General features: G+C 68.9%; 14 protein-coding genes. 5 read left to right on the top strand and 9 right to left on the bottom strand.

Annotated features, from left to right (window positions below; translation table 11 throughout):
• On the top strand, positions 1 to 184 hold a 184-nt coding region (locus HNR73_RS39275; protein ID WP_221331274.1), incomplete at its 5' end, for a hypothetical protein.
• Between the two features lie 318 nt (positions 185 to 502).
• On the opposite strand, the gene HNR73_RS34240 is transcribed toward HNR73_RS39275, so the two are convergent.
• Positions 503 to 1,369, bottom strand: coding sequence for an SGNH/GDSL hydrolase family protein (locus HNR73_RS34240; protein WP_184792190.1), 867 nt, complete (start codon positions 1,367 to 1,369; stop codon positions 503 to 505).
• Positions 1,370 to 1,583: 214 nt separating this feature from the next.
• Here HNR73_RS34240 and HNR73_RS34235 point away from each other — a divergent pair, with 214 nt between their 5' ends.
• A complete protein-coding gene (locus tag HNR73_RS34235; RefSeq protein ID WP_184792188.1) occupies positions 1,584 to 1,892 on the top strand; it encodes a hypothetical protein in 309 nt (102 codons plus the stop codon).
• Here HNR73_RS34235 and HNR73_RS34230 read toward each other — a convergent pair.
• Positions 1,889 to 2,278, bottom strand: coding sequence for a winged helix-turn-helix transcriptional regulator (locus HNR73_RS34230; protein ID WP_203685993.1), 390 nt, complete (start codon positions 2,276 to 2,278; stop codon positions 1,889 to 1,891). The two genes, HNR73_RS34235 and HNR73_RS34230, sit on opposite strands and share 4 nt — an antisense overlap.
• Positions 2,279 to 2,393: 115 nt before the next feature.
• Between HNR73_RS34230 and HNR73_RS34225 the strand changes: the two genes are divergently transcribed.
• Positions 2,394 to 3,239: an SDR family oxidoreductase gene (locus tag HNR73_RS34225; protein ID WP_184792185.1), complete on the top strand. Its 846-nt coding sequence runs from the start codon at positions 2,394 to 2,396 to the stop codon at positions 3,237 to 3,239.
• A gap of 28 nt (positions 3,240 to 3,267) precedes the next feature.
• Here HNR73_RS34225 and HNR73_RS34220 read toward each other — a convergent pair whose 3' ends face one another.
• On the bottom strand, positions 3,268 to 4,521 hold the full coding sequence (locus HNR73_RS34220) for an MDR family MFS transporter (RefSeq protein WP_203685995.1): 1,254 nt from the start codon (positions 4,519 to 4,521) through the stop codon (positions 3,268 to 3,270).
• A gap of 1 nt (position 4,522) precedes the next feature.
• Between HNR73_RS34220 and HNR73_RS34215 the strand changes: the two genes are divergently transcribed.
• Entirely contained in the window at positions 4,523 to 4,900 is a 378-nt protein-coding gene (locus tag HNR73_RS34215) for a RidA family protein (RefSeq protein ID WP_239122039.1), read from the top strand.
• Between the two features lies 1 nt (position 4,901).
• Here the strand turns inward: HNR73_RS34215 and ddaH are convergent, their stop codons facing one another.
• The 6 genes from ddaH to HNR73_RS34185 form a co-directional block, all read right to left on the bottom strand.
• The gene (ddaH, locus tag HNR73_RS34210; RefSeq protein WP_373316592.1) at positions 4,902 to 5,729 is read right to left on the bottom strand and encodes a dimethylargininase; all 828 of its coding nucleotides are present in this window, start codon (positions 5,727 to 5,729) and stop codon (positions 4,902 to 4,904) included.
• A 41-nt stretch (positions 5,730 to 5,770) separates the two neighbouring features.
• Positions 5,771 to 6,961, bottom strand: a complete 1,191-nt coding sequence (locus HNR73_RS34205) for an argininosuccinate synthase (RefSeq protein ID WP_184792183.1) — start codon at positions 6,959 to 6,961, stop codon at positions 5,771 to 5,773.
• Positions 6,961 to 7,569 carry a formyltransferase family protein gene (locus HNR73_RS34200; RefSeq protein ID WP_184792181.1) on the bottom strand — a complete coding sequence of 203 codons (609 nt, stop codon included), beginning with the start codon at positions 7,567 to 7,569 and terminating at the stop codon, positions 6,961 to 6,963. The genes HNR73_RS34205 and HNR73_RS34200 overlap by 1 nt, the downstream gene beginning before the upstream one ends.
• Complete coding sequence (gene yedA, locus HNR73_RS34195) at positions 7,559 to 8,488, bottom strand: drug/metabolite exporter YedA (protein WP_184792179.1); 930 nt, start codon at positions 8,486 to 8,488, stop codon at positions 7,559 to 7,561. Before yedA ends, HNR73_RS34200 begins: the two co-directional genes overlap by 11 nt.
• A gap of 42 nt (positions 8,489 to 8,530) precedes the next feature.
• The gene (locus HNR73_RS34190) at positions 8,531 to 9,277 is read right to left on the bottom strand and encodes a 2OG-Fe dioxygenase family protein (protein WP_184792177.1); all 747 of its coding nucleotides are present in this window, start codon (positions 9,275 to 9,277) and stop codon (positions 8,531 to 8,533) included.
• Between the two features lie 438 nt (positions 9,278 to 9,715).
• Positions 9,716 to 12,061: an HAD-IC family P-type ATPase gene (locus HNR73_RS34185; RefSeq protein WP_239122040.1), complete on the bottom strand. Its 2,346-nt coding sequence runs from the start codon at positions 12,059 to 12,061 to the stop codon at positions 9,716 to 9,718.
• Between the two features lie 149 nt (positions 12,062 to 12,210).
• On the opposite strand from HNR73_RS34185, the gene HNR73_RS34180 reads away from it, so the two are divergent.
• Positions 12,211 to 12,810: an RNA polymerase sigma factor gene (locus tag HNR73_RS34180; protein WP_184792173.1), complete on the top strand. Its 600-nt coding sequence runs from the start codon at positions 12,211 to 12,213 to the stop codon at positions 12,808 to 12,810.
• Positions 12,811 to 13,082 lie beyond the last annotated feature (272 nt).

The following is a 13,082-nucleotide window of genomic DNA, read 5'->3' as shown; positions in this document are numbered from 1 at the left end:
CAACGTCGAGGATCTAGCGCGGGATGAGCGGCCCGGCGGCGATGGCGGGACGCCGGGCGAGCAGGTCACGACCCGCGGTCCGGCAGCGAAGGGCTGGTGCCAGATGAGCCGTCCGGCGGCGAAGCGATCGCCGAGAGCCACGCACCTGCCCGCACAGGCGGCAGACCGAGGCGGGGAGGGCTAGCAGGGTCGCGGCCAACGCGGCGGCAACGACGTCGAGGATCTAGCGCGCGATAGGCGGCCCGCCGGCGATGGCGGGGTGGCCAGGCACCGGGTCGCGGCCCACGTGGCGGCGATGACAGGGCGCAGGGTGGGAATCTGCTGCGGAACAAGCGGCCCAGCGGCGCTGGAGGAGCACCCGAGAGCCACCTACTTGTCGGTGTCGGTGTCGGCGGCGGCGTCGTCCGCGACGGCAGCGGCAGCGGCAGCCGGAACAACCCCGCCGTCACCCCGTACAGACGGGCCGCCCGGGATCGAGGCGGCCCGTCGTTGTGGCCGGGGATCAGGCGAGCGCGTCGGCGAGCCGGGCGGCGACGGCTCGCATTCCCGCGGCGTTGGGGTGGACGGGGGCTGCGGGCTGTGTCGGGATGACGGCCTCGACCCAGCGGTCGCCTCGGGAGGCGCAGATGCTGTGGCCGCGGTCGTAGACGTCGACGAAGCGGGCGTCGTGGTCACCGGCGACGCGGGCGAGCATGTCGTTGAGCTCGTCGTTGACACCGTCGAGGTAGGGAACGTCGCCCTTGGCGATGGTGGCCTTCCACCAGCAGCCGTCCTTCTCGGGCAGCAGGGCGGGGTATCCGACGAGCACGACCTCGGCACCGGGAGCGCGATCGTGCACGGCGGTCACCACGGCGGTGACATCCGTCGCCACGTCGGCGATGCGGGCGCGGAGTTCGTCGTAGCCGTTGTCGGTGTAGCTCTTCTCGCAGGGATGGCCGAAGGGGTCGACGAGCCCTTTCGACAGGCAGGTGAGCAGAACGTCCATGAAGCCGACGTCGTTGCCGCTGATCCCGATCGTCACGAGCGTGGTGTCGGGGGTGACGGCGTCGAGCTGGGGCGCGTTGGTCCCCCAGAAGGTCCCTTGTGGAGCGAACATGTCCTTGGTCGTCGCACCCGAGCAGCTGGCGTCGGTGAACTCACCGGCGTCGATGGTCTCGGCGAGGATCGCGGCGTAGTTGTGGTCGGAGCGAAGACATCCGGGCACGTCGAGGGTCTGGTGCGGGATGAGCGGTCCGGCGGTGAAGGAGTCGCCGAGGGCCACGTACTTACCCGTGTCGACGGCGGCGTTGGCGGGTTGCTGGGCGAGCAGGGTCGCGGCCAGCGCGGCGGCGACGACGAGGGCGGCGCGGCCGAATCTGGGTAATGGCACCGAAACTCCCTACTTACCGGTGGGTAACAGATGTCACAGCAGGCTAGGGAGGATCGAGCGCAGTGTCAACCGTCACGACCGTCGTCGAGGGTGGCCATTGTGGACGATGAGAAAGGTGTGACGTCCGGGGCAAGCGGGTATGCACCGGTGCATGAATGCGGCGTACCCGTCCGGAACACGCCGGATGGCCGCCGCCACCCCGGAAGGAACTGCCATGGCCCTCTACCGCTACCGGTATCGCGACGGTTCGGTCGCCGCCCGAGCCGTATCGGCGATCTTCGGCCTGATCGCGTTCATCCTCGTTCTGCACATCGCGTTCGTCATGCTTGAGGCGAACACCGGCAACCCGCTGGTGCATCTGGTCAAGCAGATGGCCGATTTCCTGGCCTACCTGTTCAAGGACATCTTCACCCTCGACGACTACAAGCTCCAGGCCCTACTGAACTACGGCCTGGCCGCGATCGTTTACCTGATCATCGGTGGCATCATCGGTGGCGCGATCGATCGCCGGGGCACTCCCTAGCCTTCGGAACGCGCCTCGTCGTAGCGGACCCTCGCTTCGAGGACCTCTCCGAAGTTGCCTTCGAGGATGTCGACAAGCCCGAACAACTGATCGGCGACCCGCGCGCCCAGCGGGGTAAGGCTGTACTCGACGTGCGGCGGGATGGTCGACTGCGCTTCGCGCAGGACCAGCCCGTCGCGCTCGAGTGCGTGCAGCGTCTGGGACAGCATCTTCTCGCTGACCCCGTCGACCCGCCGTCGCAGCGCGTTGAAACGGAAGGTCCCCTCGCGCAGCGCGACCAGCGCCAGCGACCCCCACTTGCCCGTCACGGTCTCCATCGTGCGGCGGGACGGGCAGTTGCGGTCGAAGACGTCGGTGATGAGTTCCCTGGTCGGATCGGCGCTCATGTCCTTGATCGTACCCATGCGACGGTACTCACTCTCCTCTTGTACTAACTATTTGAAAGTACTACCCTCAGGCAAGTACCGGCAGAACGCTGGGCACTAACTGAGGAGCACCCCCATGATCGTCGTCACCGCCGCCACCGGACATCTCGGCCGCCTGGCCGTCACCGCGCTGCTCGACCGGGGCGTGCCGGCCGACCGGATCGTCGCCGCCGTCCGGAACCCCGACAAGGCCGCAGACCTGGGCGTCGAGGTCCGCCTGGCCGACTACACGCGGCCCGAGACCCTGGCCACGGCCTTCGCCGGTGCCGAGAAGGTGCTGCTCATCTCGTCCAACGCGATGGGCGAGCGTCTCGCACAGCACCGCAACGCCGTGGACGCCGCCAAGGCCGCCGGCGTCGGCCTGCTCGTCTACACCAGCGTCCTGCGCGCCGACACCACCGGACTCGGCCTCGCCGTCGAGCACAAGGCGACCGAGGAGTACATCACCGCCTCCGGCCTGCCGCACGTGTTCCTGCGCAACGGCTGGTACCTGGAGAACTACACCGAGAACCTCGCCCCCGCTCTCACGCACGGCGCCCTCCTGGGCAGCGCCGAGAACGGCCTCGTCTCGGCCGCCGCGCGCGCCGACTACGCCGCCGCCGCGGCCGTCGTCCTCACCACCGACGCCCCCGCGAAGATCTACGAACTCGCCGGTGACCGCGGCTTCACCATGACCGAGCTGGCCGCCGAGGTCTCCCGCCAGAGCGGGAAGGAGATCGCCTACCGCGACCTCCCACAGGCCGAGTACTTCGCCGCCCTCACCGGCGCGGGCGTCCCGGAGCAGTACGCCGACCTGCTCGCCGACTCCGACGTCGGCGTCGCCAAGGGCGACCTGCACGCGTCGGACACCGTGCTGTCGGGCCTGATCGGCCGCCCCACCACGAGCCTCGCCGACGCCGTCTCGGTGGCGCTCAAGAACTAGGGAGTCCGCCCGGTGACGGCCGCGGCCGTCACCGGGCGACCGGCTGGTCCACACTCGACAGTGCCGCCACGGCGAGCGCGCTGCACGCGCCGACCACTGTCAGTCCGAGCCAGGGCAACCACGGAAGTGCCGCCGAGGCCTCCCACAACGCACCGACGACGAGGTTTCCGAGCGTCACACCGAGCCCGGACAGGGTCTGGTGCAATCCCTGGTAGGTGGCCGGGAGGACCCCGTCGGACAGGCGGGCGACGGTGTCGAGCTCGAACGGCGTCACCATGACCGTGCCGAGGGCGAGGACGGCCGTCGACAGCACGAGCGGCGCCCAGGCGGCGACGCGCGCGACGAGCCCGGCGTCCGGCGCGGCCGTGACACCGGCGAGCAGCGGCAGGAACGACGCGCTCATCAGCGTGACCCCGCAGACGATGGCGCGTCTCGGTGGCCAGCGGGCCCGCGCCCACGCGGTGACGCGCAGCTGCCCGACCGCGGCGACCGCCGCCGAGGCCACGAACAGGGTGGTCGTCACGCTGTCACCGCTGCCCGGCACAGCCCGCTGCGCCTGGAGCGGCAGGGCCAGGTAGACCTGGAACATCAGCACGTGCGCGCCGATCATGGCCGTGGAGAACAGCAGGAACGGCCGGTTCGCGACCACCCGCCGCCACTCGGCGAGGGGCCGTTCGGCGGCCGTCGGCGCGGCCCCGGTTCCCTTGCCGGGCAACGCGAAGAGCTGCAGGACGGCGAGACCGGCGAAGATCACCGCCGCGACGGTGCAGACCACGCGGAAGTCGAAGGCGAGCAGTACCAGGCCGATCAGCGGCCCGACGAACATGCCCAGCTGGAAGAAGAGCCCGAAGAGCGCGAAGGCCTCGACGCGGCGGTCCCCGACTTCCCGCACGACGTAGGCTCGCACCGCCGGACCGAAGAGTGCGCCCGCGAAGCCGGTCACCGCCGACGCGGCGATCAGCACCGGCAGGGAGTCGACGAACCCGAGCGCGGCGAAGCCGGCGGTCCGCAGCACGCACCCGGCGACGATCAGCCGCTTGTAGCCGAACCTGTCGGCGAGCAGCCCGCCGACCACGAACATGCCCTGCTGGCTGAGGTTGCGGACGCCGAGGATGAGGCCGATCGCCCACGCCGTCAGGCCGAGATCACCACTGAGATATGCTGCCAAATAAGGCATAAGCATGTAAAAGGCAGCGTTGACCGTGAACTGCTGCACGAGCAGCAACCGAACCGCGCCGCCGAAGGTCCCGAACTCCCGGACAGGCAGGAAGCCTTTGCGCACCGTGACCCACTCCCCCACTGATGGCGTCTACCCGGCCACCGACGACTATGTGCACGCGCTGGAGGTCCGCGAGGCGAAGCGTCTGCTGTTCGTCGCGGGAACCATGGGACTCGACGCCGACGGCGTCCCCGGCGCCACGCTCGCCGAACAGCTCGACCTGATCTGGTCGAACATCCGCGCCATCCTCGCCTCGGCGGAGATGACGGTGGACGACATCGTCCGGATCACCAGCTATCTCCGCGACGCGTCTTACGCCAAGGAGAACGCCGAGGCCCGGATGGCCGCCCTGAAAGGGCGTCCGGTGCCGACCACCGCCATCGTCGCCGAGACGCTGGTGAGCGACTGGCTCGTCGAGATCGAGGTGATCGCGGCGGGCTGACCTAGCCCGGCCGCAGTTCGAGGGTGCAGCACTTGGCGCTGCCCCCGGATTTGAGCAGCTCCGAGAGGTCGACGCAGATCGGGTCGAAACCGCGGTCCAGCAGCGCGTCGACCAGATGTGCGGCGGCCTCGGGCAGGACGACGTGCCTGCCGTCGGACACCGCGTTCAGCCCGAAGGCCGCCGCGTCGTTCGCCGTGGCCGTGATGGCGTCGGGGTACAGCTCCCGCAGCAGCGCCCGGCTCTCGGCGGAGAACGCCTCGGGGTAGTACATGATCTCGTCCTCGGACAGCACGGCCAGCGCCGTGTCGAGGTGGTAGTAGGAAGCGTCGACGAGGGTCAGACCCACCACCGGGACGCCGAAGAAGTCCTCGGCCTCCCGGTGCGACCGCGAGTCGGTGCGAAACCCCGTCCCGGCGAGGATCCGTTCGCCGGCGACGAGGAGATCGCCCTCGCCCTCGTTGACGAACTCCGGCTCGCGGACGTCGGTGTAACCGTTGGCGCGGAACCAGGACAGGTACGCCGGCCCCTCGGGACCGCGTTCTGGGTACCGGAACCTGGCACCCAGGACGCGGCCGCCGACGACGGTCGCACCGTTGGCGGCGAAGACCATGTCGGGAAGCCCGGGCAAGGGCTCGATCTCGACGACCGTGTGCCCGAGCTCCACGTAGAGGTCGCGCAGCTGGGTCCACTGCTTGACCGCCAGACCGGCGTCGGTGGCGACCTCGGGACGCATCCAGGGATTGATGGAGTAGGTGACGTCGAAATGGACGGGCCGGCACATCAGGAACCGGCGGGCGGTGGGCACGCGAACGGAACCGCGGCGGGTCAAGGTGACTCCTCGGTGAGCTCGTGGTGTGTCGGATCGTCCGCTCAGGCGCCCGCGCGCAGGCTGGACACCCTCGCCTGCATGGACCAGATGTAGGAGAACCCCTCCCCCGCGCGCTGGTCGAACTCGTTCTCGGCCTCGTAGGAGGCGTAGTCGTGGTGGTAGAGGGAATGCGGCGAGGAACGGGTCAGCACGGTCGCCGATCCCTTGTACAGCCGCACCGAGACCGTCCCGGAGACCCGCCGCTGGATGTCGGCGAAGAACGCGTCCAAAGTGGACCGCAGCGCGCTGAACCACTTCGCGTCGTAGATCAGTTCGGCGTACTTGTGCGACACGATCGCCTTGTACTGGAACAGGTCGCGCTCGCAGACCATGTTCTCCAGCTCCCGGTGGGCCTCGTAGAGGACCGTCGCGGCCGGACTCTCGTACACGCCGCGGACCTTGAAGCCGACGAGCCGGTTCTCCAGGATGTCGATCCGGCCGACCCCGTGCCGTCCGGCGAGCGCGTTGAGCCGCTCCACCAGCGTCACCGGGTCGAGCGGCTCGTCGTCGATGTGCGTCGGAACGCCTTGCTCGAAGGTGATCCGGACGATCGCGGGCTTGTTCGGCGCCGCCTCGGGCGGGACCGTCACCGAGTAGACCTCCTCGGGCGGCGCGATCGTGATGTCGTCGAGCGGGCCGCACTCCACGCTCGTGCCCCAGAGGTTCGTGTCGCGGCTGTAGGGGCTGGTCTTGAAGGCCGGCAGGGAGACGTCGTTCTCGGCGGCGAAGGCGATCTGCGCGGCCCGCGTGTGCAGGTCCCATTCGAGGACCGGCGAGATGATCCGCAGGGCCGGGTCGAGCGCGGTGATCCCGGCGTAGAAGCGGACCTGGTCGTTGCCCTTGCCGGTGGCGCCGTGCGCGACCGCCTCGGCGCCTTCGGCGTGGGCGATCTCGACGAGCCGCTTGGCGATCAGCGGCCTGCTCAGCGAGGCCGCCATGAAGTACCGGCCCTCGAAGACCGCGTCGGCCTTCAGCGCGGCGAAGGCGTAGTCGGTGAGGAACTCCTGCCGGAGATCCTCGACGTGGACCTTGGCGGCGCCGTTGCGTTCGGCGCGCGCGGCGACCTCGTCGAGGTCCTCGGTCTGGCCGAGGTCGGCGCAGAAGGCGATGACCTCGGCGTCGTAGTGCCGTTGCAGCCAGGCGAGCGCGAGAGAGGTGTCGAGGCCACCGGAGTAGGCCAGCACGATCCGCATCAGCGCGCCCCCGCGTCGGCCATCAGCGCGAGCCGGGAACGGTGCGCGGCCGCCACCTCGTTCTCCCACTGGAGCTCGTGCAGCATGGCCCGGGTGTAGAGCTTCTCGCCCCACTTCTCGTCGGCGACGGGGAGTTCCGCGCCTTCCCGGATGAGGCTGACGATGTCGTAGAACAGCACCAGGCAGTGCGCGGCGGTCCGGCTGCCGAGTTCGGCCGGGGTCTCGCCGGGCATGATCCGGAAGCGGTCGACGCGGATGATGGATCCGGCGTCGATCTTGCGGACCATGTGATGGCAGGTCGCGCCGAACTCCCGGGCGCCTTCCATCAGCACGTAGTAGTAGCCGCCGACGCCCCGGAAGTCCGGGGTCGACGGATGGAAGTTGATGGCGCTCTTGCGCGCCCTGGCGAGCAGGGCGGGATGGAGGATCAGGTCCGCCTTGAAGCAGAAGATCCGGTCGCCCTCCCAGTCTTCGTGGATGCGCGGCTTGGGTTCGCCGTAGTTCCAGAAGATCGCGTCGACCTCTTCGAAATTGGTGCCGACGAAGTCCGCCGCCAGCCGGCTCCAATGCGATGTGTCCCCTATGAACAGCACTTTCTCACGAATCACGAACTTCCTCCCCGTTCGCTGTTGTGGACTTGGCTTCCTTGCCCTTGAAGATGAACCAGATGGCGACCAGCACGGTCAGCACCGCCAGGACGGTGTAGACATCGATGTCCTCCGACAGCAGCCACGCGCCCAGGACGACCGCGACGCCCGGCGTGACCAGCGTGTAGCTGGTCGCCAGCGAAGGCCGGACGTTGCTGAGCAGGTACATGTAGGCGCTGTAGGCCAGCAGCGAACCGGCGAGCACGAGGTAGCCCCAGCCGAGCCACGCGGCCGTGTCGGGCATCCCGTGGAACCTCTCGCCGCGCGCGAACCCGGCGATGGTCACCAGCGTGCCGCCGGCGAGCATCTCCCCGGCGTAGGCCATGGGGCCCTTCGGGAGCTTCAGGTGCTGGCTGAGCACCGAGCCCAGCGACCAGCTGATGGCCGCGACCACGATGATGATCGCGCCCTTCGAGGCCCCGCTCACGCCGCCCTGGATCTCCAGCAGGATCACGCCGATCATGCCGAAGGAGATGCCGAGGATCTCCAGCTTGTTCGGCCACTTGCGGGTGTACAGGCCGATCATCAGCACGACCCACACCGGCACCGTCGCGATGCCGACGGACGCGAGTCCACTGGAGATGCTCTGCTGCGCGATGGCGATGCCGCCGACACAGCCGCCCTGCATGAGGCCGCCGATGAGGGCGCAGTTCAGCCACTGCCTGCCGGTGGGCAGGGTGTGGCCGCGGAACAGCAGGAAGGTCACCAGGATCAGACCGGCCGCGAGGAATCGCATTCCGGTCATCACCAGTGGCGGCATCGTTTCGAGCGTGTAATCGATGGCCAGATAAGTAGAGCCCCATACGATGTAGACCGAAATGAGGCAGAAGATCACCGTCGGTGTCAGGGCCGAGGTTTTGGGTGCGGTCGCAGTAGACATGATCCACCAATCTCAAAGTAGCGTTCGCGCCGCGGTGGAATGTCAGTCGGTCGGCGACAGCCCCGGAGTGCAGGTGTATCCGAGAATGAGAATGTCGCGGACCGCGGAATGCCGATCGTCCACCGCGAAGATAGGGGTAACCGAGTGCAGGACGAGCTGGTCGGCCCAGAACATCGTGTCCATGGGGTCTTCCAGACAGAATTCCGCGATCGGTTTCGAGTCGTTGTCGTACACGCGCGACAGGCCGCCTTGGGTGTTCGACTTCGACATCAGGTGAATGGCGCCGTAGTCGATCTCGTCGCGGTGGATCCCCTCGGGGGTCGGCTCGCCGACCTGGCCCGCGGAGGAAATGATGCGGAACTGGTGGCAGGCGACCTCCCAGGGCTGCGCGCGACGCTCGTCGTCGGCGGCCACCGGGAAGTGCCTGAAGTTGAAGCGGATGAGTTCGTTGAGGAGCGGGTTCTCCACCGACTGGCGGGTGAGGGGCTCCACGACCCGCGCGATGCCGCCGGCGTAGGAGTTGGCCTCTTCGGACTGGAAGTAGGGCCGGTGCGCCAGCAGGTTGACCTCGTCGGTGGCCGGCACGTAACGGAAGCGGCCGTAGCGACGCTCCCGGAATCGGGCGCCGCCTTTTAAGTAGTTGTCGGGTTCGAGGTTGTTCCATTCATCGGCCAGTGCCTTTTCGTAATCGCGCACGGCCGGTTCGATTTCCAGATCCGCTCCCGCAGTAAGGGCGTATCCCCGTTCTTTCAAGTCGCCTTGGACCGTGTTCGTCCGTGAACTGTTCATCAGTCATCATCCCCCGATGATCGACTTCCCCGGAGCAACTTCCCCACGGACTATGCCATGCAGCAGGTAGATCCGCAACGGAAACTTGGCCCCTGTGGATCTTGCCGGGCCCGGCTTTGATTTAGAAAACCGACTTACTAACTCCCGCTCAGCGGCCGCGGGCGGGTTTCGCTGGGTTAAGGAATCGTGAACCCGGAATGGCAAAGAATTCCGGCTCACTATTGGCGCACGCGCACTGTTCAGAGACAAGGTGGAGAGGGAGTAAACACTATGCCCGGTTTACGGGTAAATATTCGGCCCCGCCCGCCGGGGCCGAACGCCGCCCGGAGAGGCCCGCAAGGTGAACGCGGAGTGCCGGGGCGACGACTCGGCGCGGCCGGGGCGGAAGGACCCGCGGACTCTTCCGAGGAGTGCATAAGTATGCGACCAGAAGACTATTCACTGTTTCATGGGTGGTTTAACCGCCGTACGTGTGTTCCACCAGGTGACTCCGACCAGCACGAGGACCGCCGCCGCGGCAAGACCCAGCCCGACCAGGGTGTTGTATGGATCGCCGTAGCTGAGCTCGAAGAAGTCGCGCGCGAAAGGCACCGCCAAGACCAGCACGAAGAGCCCGCCCATGACGATCACGAGCCCGCCCCGCCACCACGTGTACGGCCGCGCGGTCAGCGCCAGGACGGCGAGGGCCACACAGAACAGGGTGATCGTCGCCGTCGCCTTGTCCTCGCGGAGGGCGGAGGACTCGTTGTCGCGCGCGAGCCAATACGCGCCGAACGTGGCCAGCGCGACCATGACCCCGGCGGGCACGGCGAAGCGCAGCACGCGCCCGACGAAACCGGGCCGGAAACGCTCGGAGTTGGGCGCCAGCGCCAGGAAGAATGACGGGACACCGATGGTCAGCGCGCCGATCAGGGTCACGTGAATGGGCGCGAAAGGATAGGGAACGCCGATCAGCCCGACGGCCAGCGCCAGCGCGATCGAATAGATCGTCTTGGTGAGGAACAGGTCCGAAACGCGTTCGATGTTGCCGAGGACCCGGCGGCCTTCGGCGACCACGCGCGGCAGGCTCCCGAAGTCGTTGTCGAGCAACACGACCTTCGCGACCCCCCGCGCGGCCGCCGAACCCGAACCCATCGCCACACCGAGGTCGGCCTCCTTGAGGGCGAGGACGTCGTTGACCCCGTCACCGGTCATCGCGACGGTGTGGCCGCGCCGGTGCAGGGCCGTCACGAAGGCGCGCTTCTGCTGCGGGGTGACCCGCCCGAAGACGGTGTAGGTCTCCAGGGCCTCGGCGAGGGCCTCGGGGTCTTCGGGCAGTTCCCGCGCGTCGACGACCCGCTCGGCGTGCGGAACGCCCGCGGCCCGCGCGACGGCGCCGACCGAGACCGCGTTGTCACCGGAGATGATCTTCAGCGTGACGCCCTGCTCGTTGAAGTAGCCGAGCGTCCGGCCGACGTGCGGGCGCAGACGCTGCTCCAGGACCACCAGCGCCAGCGGCCGCACCCCCACCGGGCGCGGACCGTCGTCGCAGGTCAGCTCATCCGCGCCGACGAGGGCGAGCACGCGGTTGCCGCCCGCGCCGAGCTCCTGCGCACGAGCCAGCGGCTCGGGCAGCTCGGCGAGGAGCACGTCGGGCGCGCCGAACGCGTAGGCGCCGTGGCCACCGAAGTCGGCGCCGCTCCACTTGCGCGCCGAGGAGAACGGGACCTGCGACTCCGCCTCCCAGCCCGGATCGACGGGCACCGCGTCGGCGACGGCGAGCATCGTCGGGTTCGGATTCTCGTCGGCGCGGACCAGTGCGGCCAGGATCGGCCGGGCGTCGACGGTCCCGTCCAGGTCGACGATCTCCCCGAAGGACATGCCCGGCTCGGTGAGCGTCCCGGTCTTGTCCAGGCACAGCACGTCCACCCGGGCCAGCCCTTCGATCGCCGGCAGCTCCTGCACCAGGCACCTGCGGCGGGCCAGGCGCAGCACGCCCACCACGAAGGCGATCGAGGTCAACAGGACCAGGCCCTCGGGGATCATCGGGACGATCCCCGCGACCGTGCCGACGATGTTGTCGCGCAGGGACTGCCCGCTGCGGGCCTGACTGACGATCAGCAGGACCGCCACCGGCACGATCAGGACGGTGATGATCTTCAGGAAACGGTTGATGCCGCCCATGAGCTTGGAATCGGCGAGCGAGAAACGGCTCGCCTCGGCCAGCAGCCGGGCCGCGTAGGCGTCGGCGCCGATCCGGCCGACGACGAAGGCGCCCGCCCCCGACGCGACGAAACTCCCCGACAGGACCTCGTCGCCCTCGGCCTTGGCCACCGGATCCGACTCACCCGTCAGCAGCGACTCGTCGACCTCCAGACCCGCCGGCCGCGCGACCTTCCCGTCCACCGGGATCTGCTCCCCCGGCCCGAGCAGGACATGGTCGTCGACGACGAGCGCGTCGGGCGCGACCGGGGTCTCGGCGCCATCCCGGATCACGCGACTCGGCGCCTGCCCGACGATCGCGAGCCGGTCGAGAGCGGCCTTCGCGCGCAACTCCTGGATCGTGCCGATCGCCGAGTTGAAGACGATGACCAGGCCGAACAAGGCCTGCTTCGGTCCACCGAAGACCAGCGCGACGACCGTGAGGACACCGATCAGCGCGTTGAAGAAGGTGAAGAGGTTCCCGGCGAGGATCTGCCACCCATTGCGGGTCCGGCGCTCCGGCGCGGTGTTGACGCGCCCGTCGGCGACGCGTTCGGCGACCTCGGCGGTGGACAGTCCGAGTCGGACGGTATCGGCGGTCACGGACTCCCCCAAGATCGGCTGAGAAGCATCGTAAGGGCGCAGGTGAGGGACACGTGGAGGGTTTCGCCGACGCGCGGACGGCGAGTATCGTCTCTTGTGGACGGCTATCGCCCGGAAAGCCCGGAACACGGCGATGAGGGGCCGCATTCATGACAGATGAGACGAACTCGGGTGGGGACCCGCAGGGCGCGGCGGCCCGGCGCGCCGAACTGGTCAAACGCGCCCGCGACCACGACAAGGAAGCCCTCGACACCCTGATAACCGACCTGACCCCGCTCCTGTGGCGCGTCGCGCGGGCCCAGGGCGTCGACCGGCACACCGCCGAGGACGTCGTACAGGACACGTGGCTGCGGTTCTGCGGACGACTCCACACGATCCACACACCCGAAGCGGTCGTGGCCTGGCTCACCACGGTCGCGCGCCGGGAGGCGGGAAGGCAACGGCGGGAGGCGGGGAGGGAGAGGCCGGCGGAGGATGTTCTGGGGACGGTGCTGGACGAGGCGATGAGCGAGCCCGGTGCGGACGAGATCGCGGACCCGGATCGGGAAGAACGCGTGCGGAGACTGCGGGAGGCGATCGGGAAGTTGCCGGAGAGGTGCCGCGTGCTCGTGCAGGTGATCGCGGCGGGAGACGTGCCGGACTACGGGGTGATCGCGACGGCCCTGGGGATGCCGCGAGGGGCGATCGGGCCCACGCGGGGGAGGTGTTTGGCGAAGTTGCGGGGGTTGATGGGGGAAGCGCGGGGGTAGGCCGGGGGAGGGGCATCTCCGGTGGGGGTCTCGGTACCTCCACTAGGGGCGGGGGCTGGGCATCGGCGAGGCTAAACCGGCCGGGGGCTCCGCCCCCCGCACCCCCGCTGGGGCTCCGCCCCAGACCCCGTCGGGGCTTCGCCCCGAACCCCACCAGGGACTCCGTCCCTGGACCCTGCTGGGGCTTCGCCCCAGACCCCACTCAGGGGCTCCGCCCCCGAGACCCCCGCTGGGGCTTCGCCCCAGACCCCACCAGGGACTCCGTCCCTGGA

Source organism: Phytomonospora endophytica (assembly GCF_014202425.1).
GTDB lineage: Bacteria > Actinomycetota > Actinomycetes > Mycobacteriales > Micromonosporaceae > Phytomonospora > Phytomonospora endophytica.
This window is presented reverse-complemented; position numbering and strand designations above follow the sequence as displayed.

Excerpts from the sequence above, each read along its gene's own strand:
- HNR73_RS34235 (WP_184792188.1), top strand. The coding sequence starts at position 1,584 with ATGGCCCTCTACCGCTACCGGTATCGCGACGGTTCGGTCGCCGCCCGA.
- HNR73_RS34230 (WP_203685993.1), bottom strand. The coding sequence starts at position 2,278 with ATGAGCGCCGATCCGACCAGGGAACTCATCACCGACGTCTTCGACCGC.
- HNR73_RS34180 (WP_184792173.1), top strand. The coding sequence starts at position 12,211 with ATGACAGATGAGACGAACTCGGGTGGGGACCCGCAGGGCGCGGCGGCC.
- HNR73_RS34225 (WP_184792185.1), top strand. The coding sequence starts at position 2,394 with ATGATCGTCGTCACCGCCGCCACCGGACATCTCGGCCGCCTGGCCGTC.
- HNR73_RS34190 (WP_184792177.1), bottom strand. The coding sequence starts at position 9,277 with ATGAACAGTTCACGGACGAACACGGTCCAAGGCGACTTGAAAGAACGG.
- HNR73_RS34205 (WP_184792183.1), bottom strand. The coding sequence starts at position 6,961 with ATGCGGATCGTGCTGGCCTACTCCGGTGGCCTCGACACCTCTCTCGCG.
- yedA (WP_184792179.1), bottom strand. The coding sequence starts at position 8,488 with ATGTCTACTGCGACCGCACCCAAAACCTCGGCCCTGACACCGACGGTG.